Annotated in this window: 3 protein-coding genes; all 3 read left to right on the forward strand. The window is 76.1% G+C overall.

Annotated elements, in window-relative coordinates:
- The first annotated feature begins 2 nt into the window (after positions 1 to 2).
- From CLV43_RS49790 to CLV43_RS48190, 3 genes are read left to right on the forward strand one after another with little or no spacing between them, the layout of a single operon-like run.
- Entirely contained in the window at positions 3 to 11,150 is an 11,148-nt protein-coding gene (locus CLV43_RS49790) for a type I polyketide synthase (protein WP_106194442.1), read from the forward strand.
- Between the two features lie 32 nt (positions 11,151 to 11,182).
- Entirely contained in the window at positions 11,183 to 22,441 is an 11,259-nt protein-coding gene (locus CLV43_RS49795) for a type I polyketide synthase (protein WP_170156214.1), read from the forward strand.
- On the forward strand, positions 22,438 to 25,668 hold the full coding sequence (locus tag CLV43_RS48190) for a type I polyketide synthase (RefSeq protein WP_170156215.1): 3,231 nt from the start codon (positions 22,438 to 22,440) through the stop codon (positions 25,666 to 25,668). Before CLV43_RS49795 ends, CLV43_RS48190 begins: the two co-directional genes overlap by 4 nt.
- Positions 25,669 to 25,695: the final 27 nt, after the last annotated feature.

The raw sequence follows: 25,695 nt of genomic DNA on the forward strand, positions 1-25,695 counted from the left end.
GCATGGGGCAGACCGACAACGAAGAGAAGCTTCGCGACTACCTCAAGCGCGCCACGGTCGACCTGCGGGAGAGCCGCAGGCGGGTGCGCGAGCTGGAGGACTCGGCGCACGAGCCGATCGCGATCATCGGCATGGCGTGCAGGCTGCCCGGCGGGGTGGGCTCACCCGAGGAGCTCTGGCGGCTGGTGGCCGACCGGCGCGACGCGGTGGGGCCGTTCCCGGACAACCGCGGCTGGGACCTGGGCGCGCTGTACCACCCGGATCCCGACCACCAGGGCACGTCCTACACCCGCGAGGGCGGGTTCCTGCACGACGCGGACGCGTTCGACGCGGAGTTCTTCGGCATCAGCCCGCGCGAGGCGCTGACCGTCGACCCCCAGCAGCGGCTGCTGCTGGAGACGGCGTGGGAGGCCGTGGAGCGGGCGGGCATCGACCCGGTGTCGTTGCGCGGCAGCCGGACCGGCGTGTTCGCGGGCGTGATGTACGACGACTACGGCTCGCGGATGCCGCACGCCCCCGAGGGGTTCGAGGGCTACCTGCTGATGGGCAGCACCGGCAGCGTCGCGTCCGGCCGGGTCGCCTACACGTTCGGGTTCGAGGGCCCCGCGGTCACCGTGGACACGGCGTGCTCGTCGTCGTTGGTGTCGCTGCACATCGCGGCCCAGGCACTGCGTCAGGGCGACTGCGGACTGGCGCTCGCCGGTGGTGTGACGGTGATGGCCACGCCGGGCACGTTCGTCGAGTTCTCCCGGCAGCGCGGCCTGTCCACCGACGGCCGGTGCAAGTCGTTCTCCGCCGACGCCGACGGTACCGGCTGGGCCGAGGGAGCCGGGCTGCTCCTGCTCGAACGGCTCTCCGACGCCGAACGCAACGGGCACACCGTCCTCGCGGTCATCCGCGGCTCCGCGGTCAACCAGGACGGGGCGAGCAGCCAGCTGACCGCGCCGAACGGTCCGGCGCAGGAACGGGTGATCCGGGCCGCGCTCGCCGACGCCCGACTGTCCACTTCGGACGTCGACGTGGTGGAGGCGCACGGCACCGGGACCAGGCTAGGCGACCCGATCGAGGCCAACGCACTCCTCGCGACCTACGGACAGGACCGCGAGACCCCGCTCAAGCTCGGCTCCCTCAAGTCCAACATCGGCCACACCCAGGCCGCCGCGGGCGTCGCCGGCGTGATCAAGATGGTCATGGCCATGCGCCACAAGACGTTCCCCGCCACCCTGCACGTCGACGAGCCCACGCCCCACGTCGACTGGACCACCGGGTCCATCGACCTGCTCACCGACAACCAGGCGTGGCCCGAGGCCGACCGACCGCGCCGGGCCGCCGTGTCGTCGTTCGGGGTGAGCGGCACCAACGCGCACGTCGTCCTCGAACAGGCCCCCGTCCGGCCGCCCGTGGCTCCCACGACGACCACCGTCCCGGCGCCCCTGCTGCTGTCGGCCAAGTCCGAGGCCGCGCTGACGGCTCGGGCCGGGCAGCTGCTGCCGCTCGTGGCAGGCGACCGGGCGGCCCTCGCCTGGTCGCTCGCGACGACGCGCACGTCGTTCGACCACCGCGCGGTCGTGCTGGACGACGACGGCCTGCGCGCGCTCGCCGCGGGGAAGTCCGCACCGGGACTGGTCACGGGGTCGGTGACGCCGGGTGGCCTGGCGTTCCTGTTCTCCGGCCAAGGCAGCCAGCGCGCCGGCATGGGACGCGAGCTGTACGAGTCCCAGCCGGTGTTCGCCGCCGCCTTCGACGAGGTCTGCGCCGAGCTCGACCGGCACCTCGACCTGCCGCTCAAGGACGTCGTCTTCGAGCGCGAGGACCTGCTCGACCAGACCGCCTACACCCAGCCCGCGCTGTTCGCGGTCGAGGTCGCCCTGCACCGACTGGTCACCCACCACGGCGTGACGCCCACCGTCCTCATCGGACACTCGATCGGCGAGCTGGCCGCCGCCCACGTCGCCGGGGTCTTCTCGCTCGCCGACGCGGCGACACTGGTGTGCGCGCGGGCCAGGCTGATGCAGGCCCTGCCCGGCGGCGGAGCCATGGTCGCCTTGCAGGCGAACGAGTCCGAGGTCCGCGAATGGCTGGTCCCCGGCGCCGACATCGCCGGCCTCAACGCCCCCGACAACACCGTCGTCTCCGGAGACGAGCAGGCCGTGCTCGCCGTGGCGGAGCTGTGCCGCGAGGCGGGCCGGAAGGCGACCAGACTGACGCTGAGCCACGCGTTCCACTCGCACCACCTCGACCCGATGCTCGACGAGCTCACCGCCGTCGCCCGGACCCTCGCCCACCACCCGCTCCGCGTCCCGGTGATCTCGAACGTGACCGGGGAGCCGGTCACCGGGTACACCCCCGACTACTGGGCCGAGCAGGCCCGCGGCGCGGTCCGCTACCACGACGGACTGGCGAACCTCGGCGCCGCCACGGCTCTCGAGCTCGGGCCCGACGCCACCCTGAGCGCCCTCACCCCCGACAGCACTCCCCTGCTGCGCAAGGGGAAACCCGAGTCCGACACCTACCTCACCGCGCTCGCCCGGCTGCACGTCCGCGGCACCGCGGTCGACTGGACCACCGTGCTGCCCGAGGCGGCCGTGGTCGAGCTGCCCACCTACCCGTTCCAGCGCGAGCGCTACTGGCTCGACGCGCCGCGGGACGTGGACGCCGCCGGTCTCGGCCTCACCCCCGAGCACCACCCGCTGCTCACGTCGGTGATCAGCGAGCCCGAGGGCGACACCGTGCAGCTCACCGGTGTGGTCCCGGCGCGGTCGTGGATCGCCGACCACGTCATCGGTGGCACGACCCTGGTGCCGGGCACGGCGTTCCTGGAGATCGCCGCCCGCGCCGCCGACCTGCTCGGCTGCGGCGGCGTCGACGAGCTCGCCCTGCACCTCCCCCTGCCGCTCGGCGTCGACGACGTCGCGCTCCGGGTGACCGCGGGCCCGGCAGAGGCCGATGGCGGCCGGGAGCTGGCGATCTACGCCCGCCAGGACGACGAGTGGACGCGGCACGCCTCCGGGAGGCTGTCCGGTTCCCGGACCGCCGCGGCGACGTTCCCGTGGCCACCGGAAGGCGAGCCGGTCGGGCCCGCCGACCTCTACCCGCGCCTGGCCGACCTCGGCTACGAGTACGGCCCGGCGTTCCAGGGCCTGGTCGGCGCCTGGCGGGCCGGGGACGAGCGCTTCGCCGAGGTGGAGCTGCCCCGTGACCGGCACGACGAGGCGGGCCGGTTCGGCCTGCACCCGGCACTGCTGGACGCCGCCCTGCACGCGCTGCTGCTCGACGCGGGCGCGGGCGCGACCCGCGTGCCGTCCGCGTTCGGCGGTGTGGCGGTGCACTCGACCGGCGCGACCGCCGTGCGGGCCCGGCTCACCCGGCTCGGCGACGACGCGGTCTCGGTCGACCTCACCGACCCCTCAGGGCGGCCGGTCGCGACCATCTCGCGGCTGGAGGTCCGGGCGACCGCGGCCACCCGCCCGCTGTACCGTGTGGAGTGGGTCCCGGTGCCCACCGGCGACCAGCCCGACGACGTGGAGACCCTGGTCGTCGCGGTCCCGCCGGACGGCGTCGACGGGGTGCACGCGCTGACCGCGTCGGTGCTGGCCGAGCTCCAGGACCGGATCGGACGCGGCTCGCGGCTCGCGGTGGTGACCAGCGGTGCCGTCGCCGCGCGGCCCGGCGACCCCATCGGCTCGCTCGCGCACAGCGCCGTGACCGGTCTGGTCCGGTCGGCGCGCGCCGAGCACCCCGACCTGTTCCGGCTGGTCGACGTCGACCGGCCCGCCGACGCGCACCTGGCGCTCGCGTCCGCCGAACCCGAGGTCGCCGTCCGGGACGGGCAGGTCCTCGCGCCCCGCCTCACCCGCGCCGACGCCGCCGCGGGCGGGCCGCTCGACGTGACCGGGACCGTGCTGGTCACCGGTGCGACCGGCACGCTCGGCGGGCTGGTGGCCCGGCACCTGGTCGACCACCACGGCGCCCGGCACCTCCTGCTGCTCAGCCGCTCCGGGGACGAGTCCCCGCGGGGTCGTGCCCTGGTCGACGAGCTGACCGGGCTGGGCGCCGACGTGCGCCTGGTCGCGTGCGACGCGGCCGACCGCGACCGGCTGGCCGAGGTCATCGCGGCCGTGGACCCCGCGCACCCGTTGACCGCGGTGGTCCACGCGGCGGGTGTCCTCGACGACGCCACCACGACCTCGCTGACCCCGGAGCGGCTCACCGCCGTGCTGCGGCCCAAGGTCGACGCGGCGGCGAACCTGCACGAGCTCACCGCCGACCTGCCGCTGGGCCACCTCGTGCTGTTCTCCAGCATCGCGGGCACGACCGGCAACCCCGGCCAGGGCGCCTACGCGGCGGCGAACACCTACCTCGACGCGCTCGCCGCGCACCGGCGGTCCGCGGGCCTGCCCGCGACCTCGCTCGCGTGGGGGCTGTGGGCCGAGGAGGGCATGGCTGCGGAGCTGTCCGCGGGTGACCGCGAGCGGATCGCCCGCGCCGGAGTGGCACCGATGACCGCCGCGGAGGGCTTGGCGCTGCTGGACGCGGCGCTCGGCTCGGCCGAGGCCTCGCTCGTGCCCGCGAAGCTCGACCTGGCCGCCGTGCGGTCGCGCGGCGACGTGCCCGCGCTGTTCCGGGTCCTGGTGCGGCCCCGCGTCCAGCGCGCCGCCGCGCCGTCGGCGCTGGGCGAGGCCGAGGTGGCCGACCTGGTGCGCACCGAGATCGCGACCGTGCTCGGCCACTCCGGGCACGCGGCGATCGCGCCGGACCGGCCGTTCAGCGACCTCGGTTTCGACTCGTTGACCGCCGTCGAGCTGCGCAACCGGCTGGCCTCCGCGACCGGACTGGCGCTGCCCACCACGATGGTGTTCGACCACCCGAACCCGGCCGCGCTCGCGGTGTTCCTGCTCGACCGGCTGGCCGGGGCGAAGGCCGAGGTGCGGACCACCACGGCCGCCGCCACCGACGAGCCCATCGCCATCGTCGGCATGGCCTGCCGCTACCCCGGCGGCGTGACCACCCCTGACGAGCTGTGGGACCTGGTCGCGAACGGCCGGGACGCCATCGGCGACTTCCCCGCCGACCGGGGCTGGAACCTCGACGACCTGTTCGACGCCGACCCCGACGCGATCGGCAAGACCTACGCGCGCACGGGCGGTTTCCTGCACGAGGCCGCCGACTTCGACGCCGAGTTCTTCGGCCTCACCCCGCGCGAGGCCACCGCCACCGACCCGCAGCAACGGCTCCTGCTGGAAGTCGCGTGGGAGGCGGTCGAACGCGCCGGGATCGACCCGCAGTCGTTGCGCGGCAGCGACACCGGCGTGTTCACCGGTGTGATGTACAACGACTACGGGTCCCGGCTGGCCACCACCCCGGAGGGCTACGAGGGCCACCTGCTGACCGGCACGATCTCCAGCGTCGTGTCCGGCAGGCTGTCCTACACCTTCGGCCTGGAGGGTCCGGCCGTCACGCTGGACACCGCGTGCTCGTCCTCGCTGGTGGCCATCCACCTCGCCGCGCAGGCCCTGCGCGGCGGCGAGTGCGGGCTGGCGCTCGCGGGCGGTGTCACGGTGATGTCCACGCCCACCACGTTCATCGAGTTCTCCCGCCAGCGCGGCCTGTCCCCCGACGGCCGGTGCAAGGCGTTCTCGGCGGACGCGGACGGCACCGGCTGGTCCGAGGGCGCCGGGATCCTGCTGCTGGAAAGGCTTTCCGACGCCCAGCGGCACGGGCACACCGTCGTCGCCGTGCTGCGCGGCTCGGCGGTGAACCAGGACGGCGCCTCCAACGGCCTCACCGCGCCGAACGGGCCGTCGCAGGAACGCGTGATCCGCCAGGCGCTCCAGAACGCCGGACTGTCCACTTCGGACGTGGACGTCGTGGAGGCCCACGGCACCGGAACGACCCTCGGCGACCCCATCGAGGCGAACGCGCTCCTCGCCACGTACGGCCAGGACCGCGAGATCCCGCTCCGGCTGGGGTCGATCAAGTCCAACGTCGGCCACACCCAGGCCGCGGCGGGCGTGGCGGGCGTGATCAAGATGGCGATGGCCCTGCGCCACGGGCACCTGCCCGCGACCCTGCACGTCGACGAGCCCACCCCGCACGTGGACTGGGGCACCGGGGCGGTCGAGCTGGTGACCGAACCCGTCGACTGGCCGGACACCGGCAGGCCGCGCCGGGCCGCCGTGTCGTCGTTCGGGATCAGCGGCACCAACGCGCACGTGATCGTCGAACAGGCCCCGGTCGCACCCGAACCGCGGTCGGAGGACGACACGCCGGAACCGCCGTTGTTGCTGTCGGCGCGGTCGGAAGCCGCACTCGCGGCGCGCGCCGAGCAGGTGCACGCCCTGCTCACGGCCCACCCCGGTACCCGGCCCGCCCGCGCGCTGGCCACCCGCGCTCCCCTGCTGCGCCACCGCGCCGCCGTGACCGGTGACGACCCGGTGGCCGGGCTGCGGGCGCTCGCCGACGGCCGCCCCGCTCCGGACGTGCTGCTCGGCACCGCGACCCCGCGGGGCAGGACGGCGTTCGTGTTCCCCGGCCAGGGGTCGCAGTGGTCGCGGATGGCGCTGGACCTGCACGCGGCCGACCCGACGTTCCGCACGCACCTGGACGCCTGCGCCGAGGCCCTGCGCCCGCACACCGACTGGGACCTCCTCCACGAGCTCGCCGGCCCGCTCGACCGGGTCGACATCGTGCAACCGGCGCTCTGGGCCGTCATGGTCTCGCTGGCCCGGCTCTGGGAGCACCACGGCGTCCGACCCGACACCGTCATCGGCCACTCGCAGGGCGAGATCGCCGCCGCCCACATCGCCGGAGCCCTCACCCTGGAGGACTCCGCCACCGTCGTCGCGTTGCGCAGCAAGGCGATCACCCGGCTCGCGGGCACCGGCGGCATGGTGTCGGCGCAGCTCCCGGCCGCCGACGTCGAACGGCGCATCGCCCGCTACGGCGGCGCGGTGGAGATCGCGGCGGCCAACGGTCCGACGAGCACGGTGGTGTCGGGCGCGGTCGCGGAGCTGGCCGAGTTCGTCGCCGCCTGCGAGGCGGACGGCGTCCGGGCGCGCACCGTGCCGGTGGACTACGCCTCGCACTCCGCGCAGGTCGACCCGCTGCGCGAACCGCTGCTGGAACTGCTGTCCGGCATCCGGCCGCGGCCCTCGGAGATCGCGTTCCACTCCACTGTGGAGGGTGGGCCGGTCGACACCACGACCCTGGACGCCGAGTACTGGTTCCGCAACCTGCGCCGCACGGTCGGGTTCGCCGACGGCACCCGCGCGCTGCTCGCCACGGGCCACCGCACGTTCGTCGAGGTCAGCGCGCACCCCGTGCTCACCACCGCGGTCGGCGAGACGGTCGAGGAGGCCGAGGTCGACGCGGTCGTGCTGGAGTCGCTGCGCCGCGACGACGGCGGCGCGCCCCGGTTCCGCGCGGCGCTGGCGAAGGCTCACGTGCACGGGGTGGACGTCGACTGGCGCGTCGCGCCTGCCAACGTCGAGCTGCCCACGTACCCGTTCCAGCGCAAGCGCTTCTGGCTCGACGCCCCCGCCTCGACGGGAGACGCGGCGGCGCTGGGGCTGCGCCAGGCCGAGCACCGGCTGCTCGGGGTCACCCTGCGCACGGCGGACTCCGACGCGGTGGTGCTCACCGGACGCCTGTCGACGACCGAGCAGCCCTGGCTCGCCGAGCACGCCGTGGGCGGCACGGTGCTGCTGCCCGGCGCGGCGCTGGTCGAGCTGGCCGTGCACGCGGGCGACCAGGTCGGCCTGGGGCACCTGGCCGAGCTGACGCTCCAGGCGCCGGTCGTGCTCGACGCCGTGCTGGACCTCCAGGTGCTGGTCGGCCCCGCCGAGGGCGACGGCCGCGCGGTGAGCGTGCACACCAGCCCGGCGGGCGCCGGTGTCTGGACGCGGCACGCGACCGGCGTTCTCACCGCGGACGGTGCCGAGCCGGAGCACCTGGCGGAGTGGCCCCCGGCGGGCGCGGTCGCCGTGCCGGTCGACGGGTTCTACGACGACCTGGCCGACCGCGGCTACCACTACGGACCGGCGTTCCGCGGTGTCCGGGCGGCGTGGCGGGACGGCGAGGTCGTCCACGCCGAGGTCGCGCTGCCGGAGGACGCGGACGTCTCCGGGTTCGGCCTGCACCCGGCGCTGCTGGACGCCGCTTTGCACGCGGCGGGCCTGGCGAGCGCCGCGGACGGGGTCCGGTTGCCGTTCGGCTGGACCGGAGTGCGCCTGCACGCGACCGGTGCGCGGTCGGCGCGGGTCCGGCTGTCCCCTGTCGGACCGGACTCGATCGCCGTCCTGCTCACCGACGACACCGGCCGACCGGTCGCGTCGGTGGCGTCCCTGGTCGTCCGCCCGGTCGACCCCGCCGCGCTCGGCGGCTCCCGGACCGGCACGTCCGCGCTGTTCGGCGTCGACCTCGTGCCGGTCGGGCTGCCCGCCGCGCCGGAGTCGCGGCCGTGGGTGGCGCTCGGCGAGGACGGCTCCGGGCTGGGCCTCGACCCGGTGACCGCCGAGGTGCTGGCGGCCTCCCCCGACGGCGTCACCACCGCGCTGTGGACGTGCCCGCCGGGCGAGGTCGAGGAGGTCGTCGCCGAGGCGCTGGCGGTCGTGCGGGCGTGGACGGCCGAACCGGCCCTCGACGGCGTCCGGCTGGTGGTGCTGACCCGTGCCGACCAGCTCGCCCACCGCGCGGTCGCCGGACTGCTGCGCACCGCGCGCGCCGAGCACCCCGACCGGGTCCGGCACGTCGACGTGGACGACCACCCGGACACCCGCCGCGCGCTGGCCGCCGCCGTGGCGGCCGAGCACCCGGAACTGGTGGTGCGCGGTGGGTCCGCGGCGGTCCCGCGGATGGTGCGCGCCGCCGACGTGCCCGTGCTGGGCGAGCCCGACGACGGTCCGTGGCGGCTGTCGCTGACCATCCGCGGCGAGCTGGACAGCCTGTCGCTGACGGCGTGCCCGGAGGTGCTGCGGCCGTTGGCGGCGGGTGAGGTGCGGGTCGCCGTGCGGGCGGGCGGGCTCAACTTCCGCGACGTGCTGCTGGCGCTGGGGATGGTGCCCGACGACGAGCGGCCGCCGGTCGGCGAGGGTTCCGGCGTGGTGCTGGAGGTCGGTCCTGAGGTCACCGGGCTGGCGCCGGGCGACCGGGTCATGGGCCTGTTCTCCAGCGGTGTCGGGCCGGTGGCGGTCACCGACCGCAGGCTGGTGGCGCCGATGCCGAAGGGGCTGTCGTTCGCGCAGGCCGCCGGGGTGCCGGTCGTCTACCTCACGGCGTTCTACGGCCTGGCGGACCTGGCCGGGCTGCGGGCGGGCGAGTCGCTGCTGCTGCACGCGGCCACCGGCGGTGTCGGCTTCGCCGCGCTCCAGCTCGCCCGGCACTGGGGCGTCGAGGTGTTCGCCACCGCGAGCTCCGGCAAGCGGGACGTGCTGCGGGCGGCGGGCTTCGACGACGACCACCTGGCCGACTCCCGCTCCCTCGGCTACGCCGCGCACTTCGGCGCGGTCACCGGAGGGCGGGGTGTGGACGTGGTGCTCAACTCGCTGGCGCACGAGCACGTGGAGGAGTCGCTGGCGCTGCTGCCGCGCGGCGGCCGGTTCCTGGAGATGGGCAAGACCGACATCCGCGACCCGGAGGAGGTCGCGCGGGCGCACGCCGGGGTGCGGTACCGCGCGTTCGACGTGCTCGACGCGGGCCCGGAGCGGATCGGCGCGATGCTGGACGAGATCCGGGAGCTGTTCGACCAGGGCGCGCTGACCCCGATGCCGGTCACCGCCTGGGACATCCACCGGGCGCCGGAGGCCTTCCGGTACCTCAGCCAGGCCCGGCACGTCGGCAAGGTCGTCCTCACCGTGCCCACCGCACCCGATCCGGACGGGACGGTGCTGGTCACCGGCGGGACCGGGGTGCTCGGAGCGCTGGTCGCGCGGCACCTCGTCGAACGCCGGGGCGTGCGGCGGCTGCTGCTGACCAGCAGGCGCGGGCCGGACGCCGAGGGCGCGGCCGAGCTGACCGCGCGGCTGCGGGCGGCCGGTGCCGAGGTGTCCGTGGTCGCCTGCGACGTGGCGGACCGGGCAGCGGTGGCCGACCTCGTCGCGTCGGCGCACCGGCTCACCGGTGTGGTGCACGCGGCGGGCGTGATCGACGACGGCCTGCTGGAAGCGCTGACGCCCCAACAGCTCGACGCGGTGCTGCGGGCCAAGGCCAGGTCGGCGGCGCACCTGCACGAGCTGACCCGCGACCTGGACCTGTCCTCGTTCCTGCTGTTCTCCTCGCTGGCTGGGGTCCTCGGCAACGCGGGGCAGGGCGGGTACGCGGCGGCGAACGCCTACCTCGACGGCCTGGCCGAGCACCGGCGGGCGCTGGGGCTGCCCGGCACCTCGATCGCGTGGGGCCTGTGGGCCCGGACCAGCGCGATGACCGGACACCTGACCGGAGCGGACCTCGACCGGCTGGACCGGATGGGGATGGCCGCGATCGACGACGAGCAGGGCCTGGCGCTGTTCGACGCCGCGCTGGACCTGCACCGGCACCTGGTGGTCGCCGCACCGGTCGACGCCGCCCGGTTCCGGGCGACCGGGCGGGCGGTGCCGGACGTGCTGTCGGCGCTGGCCCCCTCGTCGGCCACCCGGAGGCGGGTCGCCGAGTCGACCACGACCGCCTCGCGGATCGACCGGCTCGTCGTGCTGCCCGCGCCGCAACGGCGCAAGGCGGTGCTGGAGCTGGTCCGCGAGTCGGCGGCGGTCGTGCTCGGCCACGGCGCGGCGAGCGCGATCGACGGCGACCGGGCGTTCAAGGAGCTCGGGTTCGACTCGCTCACGGCGGTCGAGCTGCGCAACCGGCTGGCCAACGCCATCGGCGTCCGGCTGCCCGCGACGGTCGTGTTCGACCACCCGACGCCCGCGGTGCTGGCCGGGTTCGTGGACGGCCTGCTGGTCCCCGAGCAGGAGGCGACCGCGCGGTCGGTCGTCGCGGAGCTGGAGCGCCTGCCCGTCGAGCAGCTCGACGAGGTCGAGCGCGACCTGCTCACCGCGCGGCTGCAGGACCTGCTGCGGGTGCTCACGACGCGGGCCGTGGACGAGCGGGACCTGACCGCCGCGTCCGACGACGAGATCTTCGACTTCATCGACAGCGAACTCGGCACGTCTTGACCGAGCCGTGCGAACGAAGGGGCTGAGCCCGGATGTCCAACGCCACTGAGGAGAAGCTCCGCGAGTACCTGAAGCGGGTCACCACCGACCTGCAGCGGGCACGGCGGGAACTCCGCGACGTCGAGGCCGACGCGCACGAGCCGATCGCGATCGTCGGCATGGGCGGCCGCTTCCCCGGCGGCGCCCGGTCGCCGGAGGGGTTGTGGGAGCTGGTCCGGGACGGCCGCGACGCCATCACGGAGTTCCCGGCAGGCCGCGGCTGGGACGTGGACCGGCTGACCGATCCCGACCCGGAGACGCCGGGCACGACCTACGTGACGCGGGGCGGGTTCCTGCACGACGCGGACCTGTTCGACGCGGAGTTCTTCGGGATCAGCCCCCGCGAGGCCGAGGCGACCGAACCGCAGCAGCGGCTGCTGCTGGAGACCGCGTGGGAGGCGCTGGAGGACGCCAGGATCGACCCGACGTCGGTGCGCGGCAGCGCGGGCGGGGTGTTCGTCGGCGTGATCGCGCAGGAGTACGCGACCCGTCCCGGTGAGACGCCCGCCGAGCTGGAGGGCTACCTGCTGACCGGCAGCACCACCAGCGTCGCGTCCGGGCGGCTGTCCTACACGTTCGGGCTGGAGGGCCCGGCGGTCACGATCGACACGGCGTGCTCGTCGTCGCTGGTGGCCATCCACCTCGCGGTGCAGTCGCTGCGCCGCGGCGAGAGCTCGTTCGCGCTGGCGGGCGGGGCGACCGTGATGGCGAGCCCGAGCCTGTTCGTCGAGTTCTCCCGCCAGCGGGGCCTGTCCCCGGACGGCCGCTGCCGGTCGATGAGCGCCTCCGCCGACGGCACCGGCTTCGCCGAGGGCGTGGGGGTGCTGGTGCTGGAGCGGCTCTCCGACGCCGAACGGCTCGGGCACCGCGTGCACGCCGTCATCCGCGGGTCGGCGGTGAACCAGGACGGCGCGTCCAACGGCCTCACCGCGCCCAACGGGCCGTCGCAGGAACGGGTGATCCGGGCGGCGCTCGCCGACGCCCGGCTGTCCACCTCGGACGTGGACGCCGTCGAGGCGCACGGCACCGGCACCACCCTCGGCGACCCCATCGAGGCCCAGGCCCTGCTCGCGACCTACGGCCAGGGGCGGACCGAGCCGCTGCGGCTCGGGTCGGTCAAGTCCAACATCGGGCACGCCCAGGCCGCGGCGGGCGTCGCCGGGGTGATCAAGATGGTCATGGCGATGCGGGCGGGCGAGTACCCCGTGACCCTGCACGCGGACGACCCGACGCCGGAGGTCGACTGGTCGGCGGGCGCGGTCGTGCTGTCGACCGCGCCCGAGGCCTGGCCGGAGGGCGACCGGCCGCGCCGGGCGGGCGTGTCGTCGTTCGGGGTGAGCGGCACCAACGCGCACGTGATCCTCGAACAGGCGCCCGCGGCGGTGCCCGAGGCCTGCGACCCGGTGGACGGTGTCCTGCCCTGGCTGCTGTCCGCCCGCACGGAACCCGCGCTGGCCGAGGTCGCCGACCGGCTGCGGTCCGGAGTGGACGGTGGCGCCGCCGAGGTCGCCTGGTCGCTGGCGACCACCCGCGCGGCGTTCGACCACCGGGCGGTGGTGCTGGACCGCGCCGGGCTGGACGCGGTCGCCTCCGGCACCCCCTCACCGGGCGCGGTGACCGGGTCCGCGACGCCGGGCGGGCTCGCGTTCCTGTTCTCCGGCCAAGGCAGTCAACGCGTCGGCATGGGACGGGAGCTGCACAAGTCGCAGCCGGTGTTCGCCGCCGCGTTCGACGAGGTCTGCGCCGAGCTCGACCGGCACCTCGACCACCCGCTCGCGACCGCGGTCTTCGAGCGCGAGGACCTGCTCCACCAGACCGCTTACACCCAGCCCGCCCTGTTCGCGGTCGAGGTCGCCCTGCACCGGCTGGTCACCCACCACGGCGTCACACCGGACGTCCTCATCGGACACTCGATCGGCGAGCTGACCGCCGCCCACCTCGCGGGCGTGCTGTCGTTGACCGACGCCGCCACGCTGGTGTGCGCGCGGGCCAGGCTGATGCAGGCGCTGCCCGGCGGCGGAGCCATGGTCGCCCTCCAGGCCACCGAGGCCGAGGTCCGCGAATGGCTGGTCCCCGGCGCCGACATCGCCGGCCTCAACGCCCCCGACAACACCGTCGTCTCCGGAGACGAGCAGGCCGTCCTCGCCGTCGCCGACCACTGCCGGGAAGCAGGCCGCAAGACCACCCGACTCACCGTCAGCCACGCCTTCCACTCCCACCACCTCGACCCCATGCTCGACGAGCTCACCGCCGTCGCCGAGACGCTGACCCACAACGCACCGCGCGTCCCGGTCGTGTCCAACGTGACCGGCGAGCTGGTCGACGCCTACACCCCCGACTACTGGGCCCGCCAGGCCCGCGGCGCCGTCCGCTACCACGACGGCGTCACCACCCTGACCGCGCTCGGCGTCACCAAGGCCGTCGAACTCGGCCCCAGCGCCACCCTGAGCGCCCTCACCCCGGACAGCACTCCCCTGCTGCGCAAGGGGAAGCCCGAGGACGAGTCGTACCTCACCGCGCTCGCCCGGCTGCACGTGCGCGGTGTCGCCGTCGACTGGACCGCCTACCTCCCGGAGGCCGCGACCGTCGACCTGCCCGGCTACCCGTTCCAGCGCGAGCGGTACTGGCTGCGCAAGCCCGCGGGCGGCGTGCCGGAGGACCTCGGGCTGGCCGGGCACGACCACGCCCTGCTCACCGCCGTGGTGCGCCCGGCGGACGGCGACACGCTGCTGCTGACCGGCGCGCTGTCGCTCGGCACGCACCCGTGGCTGGCCGACCACGCGATCGGCGGAACGGTGCTGCTGCCCGGCACCGCGCTGCTGGACCTGGCGATCAGCGCCGGGGACGCGGTCGGGTGCGCGGCGGTCGAGGAGCTGACCCTGGAGCAGCCGCTGGTGGTGCCCGCGACCGGCACGACCCGGTTGCAGGTCGGGGTCGGCGCGGCGGACGAGTCCGGCGCGCGGAGCGTGACCGTGCACTCGCGCCGCGACGGGGAGGACTGGACCAGGCACGCGAGCGGTCGCCTCGGCCCGGTCGCGACCGTCGAGCGGGACGACCTGGCCACCTGGCCGCCGACCGGGGCGGATCCCGTCGCGGTGGAGGACTTCTACTCCGGTCTGGCCGACCTCGGGTACGGCTACGGGCCCGCCTTCCGCGGGCTGACCGCGGCCTGGCGGTCCGGCGCGGACGTCTACGCCGAGGTCGCGCTGCCCGCCGACCATCACGGCGAGGTGACGGGCCACGGCCTGCACCCGGCGCTGCTCGACGCCGCCCTGCACTCCGTCGCACTGTCCACCACGGACTCCACGGCCGAGTCCGTCCGACTGCCGTTCAGCTGGAGCGGCGTCACCCTGCACGCCGCCGGGGCGACCGCGCTGCGGGTCCGCCTCTCCCCCGCCGGCAAGGACGCGGTGGCGCTGCTGCTGGCCGACGACTCGGGCAGGCCGGTCGCCTCCGTGGCGTCGCTGGTGCTGCGCACCGCCCGTGCGGGTGCCCTCACCACCGCGGGTGCCCGCCCGCACGAGCTGGAGTGGGTGGCCGTCCCCCTCGACGCCGCCGACGCGCCCGCGCCGACCGTGGTCGAGCTGACCGGCACGGCGGACGTGGTCGCGTCGACGCACGAGCTGACCACCCGCGCGCTGGACGTGGTGCGGGACTGGATGTCCGGCGACGGCGGCACGCTGGTCGTCGTCACCAGGTCCGCCGAGGCCGCGCTGCCCGGCGACCGGGTCGACGACCTCGCCGCCGCGGCCGCCCGCGGCCTGGTGCGCTCGGCGCAGTCCGAGCACCCCGGCCGCGTCGTGCTGGTCGACGTGGACGGGACCGACGAGTCCGCCGCGGCGCTCCCGGCGGCGGCCGCGGCCGGCGAGCGGGAGCTGGTGCTGCGCCGGGGATCCGCCTACCGGCCGCAGCTGGCCCGCGGCACGGGCCGGGACGTGCTGGACCGGCCGTCGCAGGACGCGTGGCGGCTCGACGCGACCGGCGCGGGCACCCTCGACGGGCTCGCGCTCGTCCCGCACCCGGAACCGGGGCTCGCACCCGACGAGGTGCGGATCGCCGTGCGGGCGGCGGGGCTGAACTTCCGCGACGTGCTGATCGCGCTGGGCGTGTACCCCGGTGAGGCCCTGATCGGCAGCGAGGGCTCCGGTGTCGTCGTGGAGGTCGGCGCCGCGGTGGCGGACCTGGCGCCCGGCGACGAGGTCATGGGGCTGCTCGCGGGCGGTGTGGGGCCGACGTCGGTCACCACCCGCGCGCTGGTCACCCGGATCCCGGCGGGCTGGTCGTTCGCCACGGCCGCGTCCGTCCCGATCGTGTTCCTCACCGCCTACTACAGCCTCGTGGACCTCGCCGACCTGCGGCCGGGCGAGTCGGTGCTGGTGCACTCCGCCGCCGGTGGCGTCGGCATGGCCGCCGTCCAGCTCGCCCGGCACCTCGGCGCCGAGGTGTACGGCACGGCGAGCACCCCCAAGTGGCCGGTGCTGCGCGAGTGCGGCCTGGACGGCGACCGACTGGCGAACTCCCGGACGGTCGGCTTCGAGGACGAGTTCCGGCGGGCGACCGGTGGACGCGGCTTCGACGTCGTGCTGGACGCGCTGGCGGGCGAGTTCGTCGACGCCTCGCTGCGGCTGCTGCCGCGCGGCGGCCGGTTCCTGGAGATGGGCAAGACCGACATCCGCGACCCCGAGGAGGTCGCCAGGACCCACGCCGGGGTGCGCTACCGCGCGTTCGACCTGATGGAGGCGGGCGGCCCGCGGATCCAGGAGATGCTGCTGGCGCTGGTGGAGCTGTTCGACCGGGGTGTGCTGGAGCCGCTGCCCGTCACGACGTGGGACGTGCGGCGCGCGCCGGAGGCGTTCCGGTTCCTCGGGCAGGCCAAGCACGTCGGCAAGGTCGTGATGACCGTGCCCGCCTCCGCCGACGGGACGGTGGTGGTCACCGGCGGCACCGGTGCGCTGGGCGCGAAGCTCGCCCGGCACCTGGTGCGCGACCGCGGTGTGCGGGACCTGCTGCTGGTCAGCCGAAGCGGGGGCGGGGACGACCTGGCGGCCGAGCTGACCGGCCTCGGCGCGCGGGTGCGGGTCGCCGCGTGCGACGTGGCCGACCGCGACGCCCTCGCCCGGCTGCTGGCGGGTGAGCGGGTCGCGGGCGTGGTGCACGCGGCCGGTGTGCTCGACGACGGGCTGCTGGCCTCGCTGACCCCGGACCGGCTGGCGGCGGTGCTGCGCCCGAAGGTCGACGCCGCGTGGCACCTGCACGACCTCGTGGGCGACGTGGCGTCGTTCGTGCTGTTCTCCTCGATCGCGGGCGTCGCGGGCAACGCGGGCCAGGCGTCCTACGCGGCGGCGAACTCGTTCCTCGACGCGCTGGCCCACCACCGCCGCTCGCGCGGACTGGCCGCGACCTCGCTGGCGTGGGGTCCGTGGGCGGGCGACGGGATGGCGACCGGGTCCGCGCGGCGGTGGGACCGCGGCGCGGTGCGGGCGCTGTCCGACGCCGAGGGCCTTGCCCTGTTCGACGCGGCGACCGAGTCCGGCCGGGCCGTGCCGGTGCCGGTGCGGCTGGACCCGAACGCCCGTGACGCCGCGGACTTCCCGCTGCTGCGCGGGCTGCGCAAGGCCCCGGCCCGGCGCGCGGTGGTCGCGGGCGGGTCGGCGGACCGGCTCGCGGGCCTGTCCGGGAGCGACCTCGACCAGGCCGTGCTCGACCTCGTCCGCGCGCAGGCCGCGCTCGTGCTGGGCCACAGCGGCCCGGAGGCGATCGTGCCCGCCCGCGCGTTCACCGACAGCGGGTTCGACTCGCTGACCGGGGTCGAGCTGCGCAACCGGCTGGCCGAGGTGACCGGGCTGTGGCTGCCCACGACGCTGGTGTTCGACCACCCGAACCCCGTGGAGCTGGCCGCGTACCTGCGCGCGGAGCTCGGCGGCGGCGCGGCCGCGGCCGAGTCGACCGACGCTCCGACCGCGGTGGACGACGACCCCGTCGTGATCATCGGCATGGCGTGCCGCTACCCCGGCGGCGTCACGTCGCCGGAGGAGCTGTGGCGGCTGGTGGTCGACGGGACCGACGCGATCGGCGCGTTCCCGGTCAACCGCGGCTGGGACGTCGACGGGCTGTTCGCCGACGACCCCGACACCCCCGGCAGGTCCTACGTGCGGACCGGCGGCTTCGTGCACGACGCCGACGAGTTCGACCCCGACTTCTTCGGCATCAACCCGCGCGAGGCCACCGCGCTCGACCCGCAGCAGCGACTGCTGCTGGAGACCTCGTGGGAGGCGGTCGAACGGGCGGGCATCGACCCGAGGGCGCTCGCGGGCACGGCGACCGGCGTGTACGCCGGGGTCATCGCGGCGGACTACGCCTCGCGGCTGCCGAAGGTGCCCGACGACGTGGAGGGCTACCTGTCGACCGGCAACACCACCAGCGTCGCCTCCGGCCGGATCTCCTACACCCTCGGCCTGCGCGGTCCGGCGATCACCGTCGACACCGCCTGCTCGTCGTCGCTGGTGGCGATCCACCTCGCGGCGGGCGCGCTGCGGCGCGGCGAGTGCGACCTCGCGCTCGCGGGCGGCGTGACGATCATGCCCAGCCCGCTGAACTTCGTGGAGTTCTCCCGCCAGCGGGCGCTGTCGCCCGACGGGCGGTGCAAGGCGTTCTCCGCCGACGCGGACGGCACCGGCTGGGGTGAGGGCGCGGGTGTGCTGCTGCTCGCGCGCCTGTCCGACGCCGTGCGTGAGGGACGCGAGGTGCTGGCCGTGGTGCGCGGCTCGGCGGTGAACCAGGACGGCGCGAGCAACGGTCTGACCGCGCCGAACGGGCCGTCGCAGCAGCGGGTGATCCGGGCGGCGCTGGCCGACGCCGGACTGTCCACCTCGGACGTCGACGCCGTCGAGGCGCACGGCACCGGGACCGCGCTCGGCGACCCGATCGAGGCGCAGGCCCTGCTCGCCACCTACGGTCGGGGCAGGCCCGCCGACCGGCCGCTGCTCCTCGGGTCGGTCAAGTCCAACATCGGGCACACGCTCGCCGCCGCCGGGGTCGCGGGCGTGATCAAGATGGTGCAGGCCATGCGGCACGGCGAGCTCCCGCGCACCCTGCACGTCGCCGAGCCGACCCCCGAGGTCGACTGGTCGGCGGGTGCCGTCGACCTGCTGACCGAGGCCCGGCCGTGGCCGGACCTGGACCGGCCGCGCCGGTCGGCCGTCTCGTCGTTCGGCATCAGCGGCACCAACGCGCACGTGCTGCTGGAACAGGCGCCCGCACCCGTGCCCGCCGCCGTTCCCGGTCCGCACACCGGTCCGGTGCCGGTCGTGCTGTCCGGCCGGGGCGCGGCCGCCCTGCGGGACCAGGCCGTGCGGCTGCGCGACCTCGTCGCCGCGACGACCCCGGACCTGGCCGACCTGGCGTGGTCGCTGGTCACGACCCGGTCGTCCTTCGAGGACCGGGCGGCCGTGGTCGCCGCCGACGTCGACGGCCTGTTCGCCGGGCTGGACGCGCTGGTCGCCGGGCGGCCCGCGGCGAACCTGGTGCGGGGCAGGGCGAAGGACCACTCCGGCGTCGTGTTCGTCTTCCCCGGCCAGGGTTCGCAGTGGGCGGGCATGGCCGTCGAGCTGGCCGCCGCGTCGCCGGTGTTCGCCGAGCGCCTCGCCGAGTGCGCGGCGGCCCTGTCGTCCTTCGTGGACTGGTCGCTGCCCGACGTGCTGCGCGGCGCGGAGGGCGCCCCGTCGCTAGACCGGGTCGACGTGGTGCAGCCCGCGCTGTTCGCGGTCATGGTGTCCCTGGCCGCGCTCTGGCGGGCCCACGGCGTCGAGCCCGCGGCCGTCGTCGGCCACTCGCAGGGCGAGATCGCGGCGGCCTGCGTCGCCGGGGCGCTGTCGCTGTCCGACGCCGCCCGCGTGGTCGCGCTGCGCAGCAGGATCATCGGTCGGCGGATGGCCGGTGCGGGCGGCATGGGCTCCGTACCGCTGCCCGTCGACGAGGTCCGCGAGCTGATCGGACCGTGGGCCGGACGGCTGGACGTCGCCGCGGTGAACGGGCCGCGCTCCACGGTCGTCTCGGGTGACGCCGACGCCGTGGCGGAGTTCCTGGCCGCCTGCGTCGACCAGGACGTCCGGGCGCGGCGCGTGCAGGTGGACTACGCCTCGCACTCCCCGCACGTGGACGGGATCCGCGACGAGCTCTTGGCCGCGCTGGCCGACATCACACCGCGACCCGCGCGGGTGCCGTTCCACTCCACGGTGACCGGCGAGCCGGTCGACGGCTCGGAGCTGGACGCGGCCTACTGGTTCCGCAACCTGCGCGAGCCCGTCCGGCTGGAGCCCGTGGTGACCGGGCTGGCCGAGCAGGGCTTCGGCGTCCTCGTCGAGTGCAGCCCGCACCCCGTGCTCGCGGTCGGCGTCCAGGAGACGGTCGACGCGGCCGGGTCCGGCGCGGGTGTGGTCGGCTCGCTGCGCCGCGACGACGGCGGGCCGGACCGGTTCCTGCTGTCGCTGGGCCAGGCCCACGCCCACGGCGCCCCGCTGGACCTGACCGGCCCGCTGGGCGTGCGGCGGCGGGTCGCGCTGCCCACCTACCGGTTCCAGCGCGAGCGCTACTGGCTGGAGTCCGCCGAGACGCCCGCCGACGCCACCGGACTCGGTCTCACCCGCGCCGGGCACCCGCTGCTCGGCGCGAGCATCGACCTGCCCGACGGCCGCGGCCACGTCGCGACCGCCCTGCTGTCCACCCGGACCCACCCCTGGCTGCTCGACCACGCGCTGGCGGGAGCCGTCCTGCTGCCCGGTGCCGCGCTGGTCGAGCTCGCGCGGCACGTCGGCGCCCAGGTCGGCTGCCCGGTGGTGGCCGAGCTCGCCCTGGAGGCACCCCTGGTGCTCGGCGACGAGGCCGTGCGGCTCCAGGTCACCGCGGGCGAGGACGACGGGTCCGGCCGGCGGCGGGTGGACGTGCACTCGCACGCCGACGGCGACTGGGTCCGGCACGCGACCGGTGTGCTGACCGGGTCGGGCGCCGAGGTCACGCCGTTCGCGTGGCCACCGGCCGGGGCGGAGCCGGTCGACGTGACCGGTCGCTACGACGAGCTGCGCGCACTGGGCTACGAGTACGGCCCGGCGTTCCAGGGCCTGCGGTCGCTGCTGCGGTCCGGTGACGACCTGTTCGCCGAGGTGTCGGTGCCGGTCGGGCCGGGTCACGACGTGCACCCGGCGCTGCTGGACGCGTGCCTGCACGCGCTGGTGCCCACCGACGCCGACACCGTGCGGGTGCCGTTCGAGTGGCGCGACCTCCAGGTGCACCAGGCCGGGGCGTCCCGGCTGCGGGTCCGGTTGTCGCCGGTGGCGGGTGACGCGGAGGCGGTGTCGCTCACCGCGGTCGACGAGTCCGGCGCGCCGGTCGTGTCGGTCGGGTCGATCGCCGTCCGGCCGATGCCCGCCGAGGTGCTGCTCACCCTGCGCGCCGACGACCGCGCGCTGTTCGCGGTGGACTGGGCACCCGTGCCCGCGCAGGCCACCGCGGCCGCGCCGAGGACCCGCCTGGTCGGCCCGGACCCGTTCGGCCTGGGGCCCGCCGACGCCGAGGACCCGGACTGGCTGGTGCTGCCGGTCCACGGCGGTGCCCAGGGCCCGGCCGCGGTGCGGGACCGGACCGCGGCGGTGCTCCGCGCCGTGCGGGAGCTGTTGGCGGGCCCGCCCGAGACCCGGCTCGCCATCGTCACCAGGGGCGCGGTCGCCGCGGTCGACGGCGACACCGTGCCCGACGTCGCCGCGGCGGCCGCGTGGGGCCTGGCGCGCTCCGCGCAGTCGGAGCACCCCGACCGCGTCCTGCTCGTCGACCTCGACGGCACCACCGGCTCGCTGGCGGCGGCACTCGCCTCCGACGAACCGCAGCTGGCCGTCCGCGCCGGACGGCTGCACGCGCCCCGGCTGGTCCGCCGCGCACCGGCCGCCACCGCGGTGGCGGGCCTGGACCCGGAGGCCGCGGTGCTGGTCACCGGCGCGTCCGGCGCGCTCGGGACCCTGGTCGCCCGCAGGCTGGTGACCGACCACGGAGCGCGGAACCTGGTGCTGGCGAACAGGAGCGGCGGTGGCGCGGAGCTCGCCGCCGAGCTGACCGCGTTGGGCGCACGGGTGCGCGTCGCCGCGTGCGACGTGGCCGACCGCGCCCAGGTGGCCGCGCTGGTGGAGTCCGCGGGGCCGCTCACGGCCGTCGTCCACCTGGCCGGGGCGCTGGACGACGCGACCATCGCGTCGCTGACCCCGGACCGGCTGGACACCGCGCTGGCCCCGAAGGCCGACGGAGCCTGGCACCTGCACGAGCTGACCGCCGGGCACGACCTGGCCGCGTTCGTGCTGTTCTCCTCGGCGGCCGGCGTGCTCGGCACGCCCGGTCAGGGCGGGTACGCGGCGGCCAACGCGTTCCTCGACGGGCTCGCCGCGCACCGCCGGGCGGCCGGCCTGCCCGGCACGTCGCTGGCGTGGGGCCTGTGGGCGCGCACGTCCGGCCTGACCGCCGGGCTCGGCGCGGTCGAGCTGTCCCGCCTGGCCAGGGGCGGCGCGCGGGCGATGACCGACGAGGAGGGCCTGGACCTGTTCGACCGGGCGTTGCGGGAGGACCCGGTGACCGCGGTCGCCGCGGCGCTCGACCTGCCCGCGCTGCGGTCGGCCGCCGCCGCCGGGGTCCTGGCCCCGCTGTTCCGGTCGCTGGTCCGGGTGCCCGCACGGGCCGTGGACCCGGCGTTCGCGGACCTGCCGGGGCGGCTGGCCGGGCTGCCCGCGGACGAGCGGGGCGAACTGGTGCTCGACCTCGTGCGCGGCACGGTCGCCGCGGTGCTCGGCCACCGGTCGGCCGACGCGGTCGAGCCCGACCAGGCGTTCAAGGACCTCGGGTTCGACTCGCTCACGGGCGTGGAGCTGCGCAACCGGCTCAACGCGGCCACCGGGCTGCGGCTGTCCGCGACGCTCGTCTTCGACCACCCGACGCCCGCCGCCATCGCGGTGAGGATCACCGAGGCGCTCACCCCCGCGGAGCCCGACCCGGCGGCGGCGATCCTCGCCGAGCTCGACCGGCTCGACGGCGCGCTGGCCGCGCTGTCCGAAGAGGACGGTGGGCGGGAGCTCATCGCCAAGCGGCTCGGCGGGATCCTCGCCGCGCTCGACACCGGGCCCGAGGACCCGGACGACTTCGTGGACCGCCTCGACGCGGCGTCCGCGAGCGACGTCCTCGCATTCATCGACCAGGAGTTCGGCCGGAGGCCCGCATGACGGACGAGGACAGGCTTGTCGACTACCTGAAGCGGGTCACCGCGGAGCTGCACCGCACCCGCAGGAAGCTGCACGACCTCGAGGACGCCGAACCCGAGCCGATCGCGGTCGTCGGGCTCGGCTGCCGCTTCCCCGGCGGCGTGCGGACACCGGAGGACCTGTGGCGGCTGGTCGCCGACGGCGGTGACGCGATCGGCGCGTTCCCCACCGACCGGGGCTGGGACCTCGCGGGCCTGTACGACCCGGACCCCGACCAGCCGGGCACCTGCTACGCCACCGAGGGCGGGTTCCTCTACGACGTCGACCGGTTCGACCCGGCGTTCTTCGGACTCGGCCCGCGCGAGGCGACCGCGATGGACCCGCAGCAGCGGCAGCTGCTGGAGGTCGCGTGGGAGACCTTCGAGCACGCGGGCGTCGACCCGCACTCGCTGCGCGGCAGCAGGACCGGGGTGTTCGCGGGCGTGATGTACGGCGACTACGCGACCCGGCTCGGCTCGGCACCGCCGGAGTACGAGGCGTTCCTCGGCAGCGGCAGCGCGACGAGCGTGGTGTCCGGCCGGGTCGCCTACACGTTCGGGCTGGAGGGCCCGGCGCTGACCGTCGACACCGCGTGCTCCTCGTCGCTGGTCACCCTGCACCTGGCGGCCCGGTCGCTGCGCGACGGCGAGTCCGACCTCGCGCTCGCGGGCGGCGTCACCGTGCTCGCCTCGCCCTCGGTGTTCACCGACTTCAGCAGGCAGCGCGGCCTCGCGCCGAACGGGCGGTGCAAGCCGTTCTCCGCCGCCGCCGACGGCACCGGGTTCGGCGAGGGCGTCGGACTCGTGCTGCTGCAACGGCTCTCCGACGCCCGGCGCGACGGACGCCGGGTGCTCGGGCTGCTGCGCGGCAGCGCGGTGAACCAGGACGGCGCGAGCAACGGCCTCACCGCCCCCAACGGGCCGTCGCAGGAACGGGTCATCCGCGCAGCCCTGGCCGACGCCCGGCTGTCCGCCTCGGACGTCCAGCTCGTCGAGGCGCACGGCACCGGAACGTCGCTCGGCGACCCGATCGAGGCGCAGGCGCTGCTGGCGACCTACGGCCAGGACCGGTCCGAGCCGCTGCGGCTGGGCTCGGTCAAGTCGAACATCGGCCACACGCAGGCCGCGGCGGGGATCGCGGGCGTGATCAAGGTAGTGCTGGCCATGGACCACGGCGTCATGCCGCCGACCCTGCACGCCGAGATCCCCTCGCCGCACGTCGACTGGACCGCGGGCCGGGTCGAGCTGCTCACCAAGGCCCGCCCGTGGGTGGCCGCGGGACCGCGCCGGGCAGCCGTGTCCTCGTTCGGCATCAGCGGCACCAACGCGCACGTGGTCCTGGAGGAGGCACCCGTCGCGGACTCCCCCGCGGTCGGCACGCGGGCCGTGGTGCCCTGGGTCGTGTCCGGCCGCACCGAGAACGCCGTGCGCGCCAACGCCGAGCGGTGGTGCAGGCACCTGGCGGACCGGCCGGACGTCGACCCCGCCGACGTCGCCGCGACGGCGGCCGCGCGCACCAGGTTCGAGCACCGGGCGGTCGTCGTCGCGGGCGACCGGGACGGCCTGCTGCGCGGTCTGCGCGCGGTGGCGGCCGGCGACGCCGCGCCGGACGTCGTCCGCGGCCGGGCCGGGCGGGGGCGGACCGCGTTCCTGTTCACCGGCCAGGGCAGCCAGCGGCTGGGCATGGGCCGCGAGCTGCACGAAGCGGAACCGGTGTTCGCCGCGGCGCTCGACGCCGTCATGGCCGAACTGGACCCGCGGCTGCCGCGGCCGCTGCTGGACGTCCTGTTCGCGGCGCCGCGGTCGCCGGACGCGGCGCTGCTGGACCAGACCCTCTACACGCAGGCGTCGCTGTTCGCGGTCGAGGTCGCGCTCTACCGGCTGGTCGAGCACCGGGGGCTGCGGCCGGACCACCTGATCGGCCACTCCGTCGGCGAGCTGGCCGCGGCCCACGTCGCGGGCGTCCTGTCGCTGCCCGACGCGTGCGCGCTCGTCGCGGGACGCGCCCGGCTCATGCAGTCGGTGCCCGCGGGCGGCGCGATGGTCGCGGTCGCGGCGGGCGCGGACGAGGTGCTCGCGTCGCTGCCCGCCTCCGGCCGGGTGTCGGTCGCCGCCGTCAACGGCCCGGCCGCCACCGTGATCTCCGGCGACGCCGACGGGACGGCCGAGGTCGCCGCGCACTGGCGCCGCCTCGGCGTGAAGACCAAGCGGCTGCGGGTCAGCCACGCGTTCCACTCGCACCACATGGACCCCGTGCTGGCCGAGTTCCGCGACATCGCCGCCGGGCTGTCCTACGGGGAGCCGTCGGTGCCGGTCATGTCCAACCTCACCGGGGGGCAGGCCACCGCCGAGCAGCTGCGGTCGCCGGACTACTGGGTGGACCACGTGCGGCAGGCCGTCCGGTTCGCCGACGGCGTGCGGCGGCTGGCCGACCTCGGCGTCGACCGGTTCGTGGAGATCGGCCCCGGCACCGTGCTGTCCGGCATGGTGCGCGACTGCCTCGGCGACGGGCCGCTGCTCGCGCCCGCGCTGCCCGGCGGGCGCGGCGAGGTCGCGTCGGTGACCCACGCGGTCGCCGCCGCGCACACCCGCGGCGCGGACGTCGACTGGTCCGCGCTGCTCGGCGGGCACGACCGGCGGACCGACCTGCCGCCGTACGCGTTCGCGCGCGGCCGGTTCTGGCTGCACGACACCGGGGAGCGCGCCGGACCCGCCGCCCGGCTGTGGTCCGCGGTCGACAGCGCCGACCCGACCGCGCTCGCCGCCGTGCTCGGCGCGGGCGACGACCTGCTCGAACCGCTGCGCGCGGTGCTGCCCGCGCTGACCGCGTGGCGGCAGGCCAACGCGGTCGCGCCGGTCGCGGCGGAGCAGCCGGTCGACGACGTGGCGGGCCCGGACCCGGCCGAGCTGCGCGCCCGGCTGCTCGGACTGGACGACGCCGAGGCCGAGGCGCTGCTGCTGGACCTGGTGCGGACGCGGACCGCGCTGGTGCTGGGCCTGGCCGCGGTCGACGCCGTGGACGTCGACACCGGGTTCCTCAACATCGGCATGACCTCGTTCACGGCGCTGGAGCTGCGCAACGGGGTGGTCGCGCTGACCGGCGTCGAGCTGTCCGCGGTGGTGCTCATGGACAACCCGACCCCGCGCGGCCTGGTGGCGCTGCTGCGGGCCGAGCTCGTCGGCCGAGCCGACGCCACGCCGGTGCTTTAGAGCCGGCCAAGGTTCGTTTTAGCCGCC

It is taken from the genome of Umezawaea tangerina, from assembly GCF_003002815.1.
Lineage (GTDB): Bacteria > Actinomycetota > Actinomycetes > Mycobacteriales > Pseudonocardiaceae > Umezawaea > Umezawaea tangerina.

Coding starts and splice junctions, on each gene's coding strand:
- CLV43_RS49790 (WP_106194442.1), top strand. CDS start 3: ATGGGGCAGACCGACAACGAAGAGAAGCTTCGCGACTACCTCAAGCGC.
- CLV43_RS49795 (WP_170156214.1), top strand. CDS start 11,183: ATGTCCAACGCCACTGAGGAGAAGCTCCGCGAGTACCTGAAGCGGGTC.
- CLV43_RS48190 (WP_170156215.1), top strand. CDS start 22,438: ATGACGGACGAGGACAGGCTTGTCGACTACCTGAAGCGGGTCACCGCG.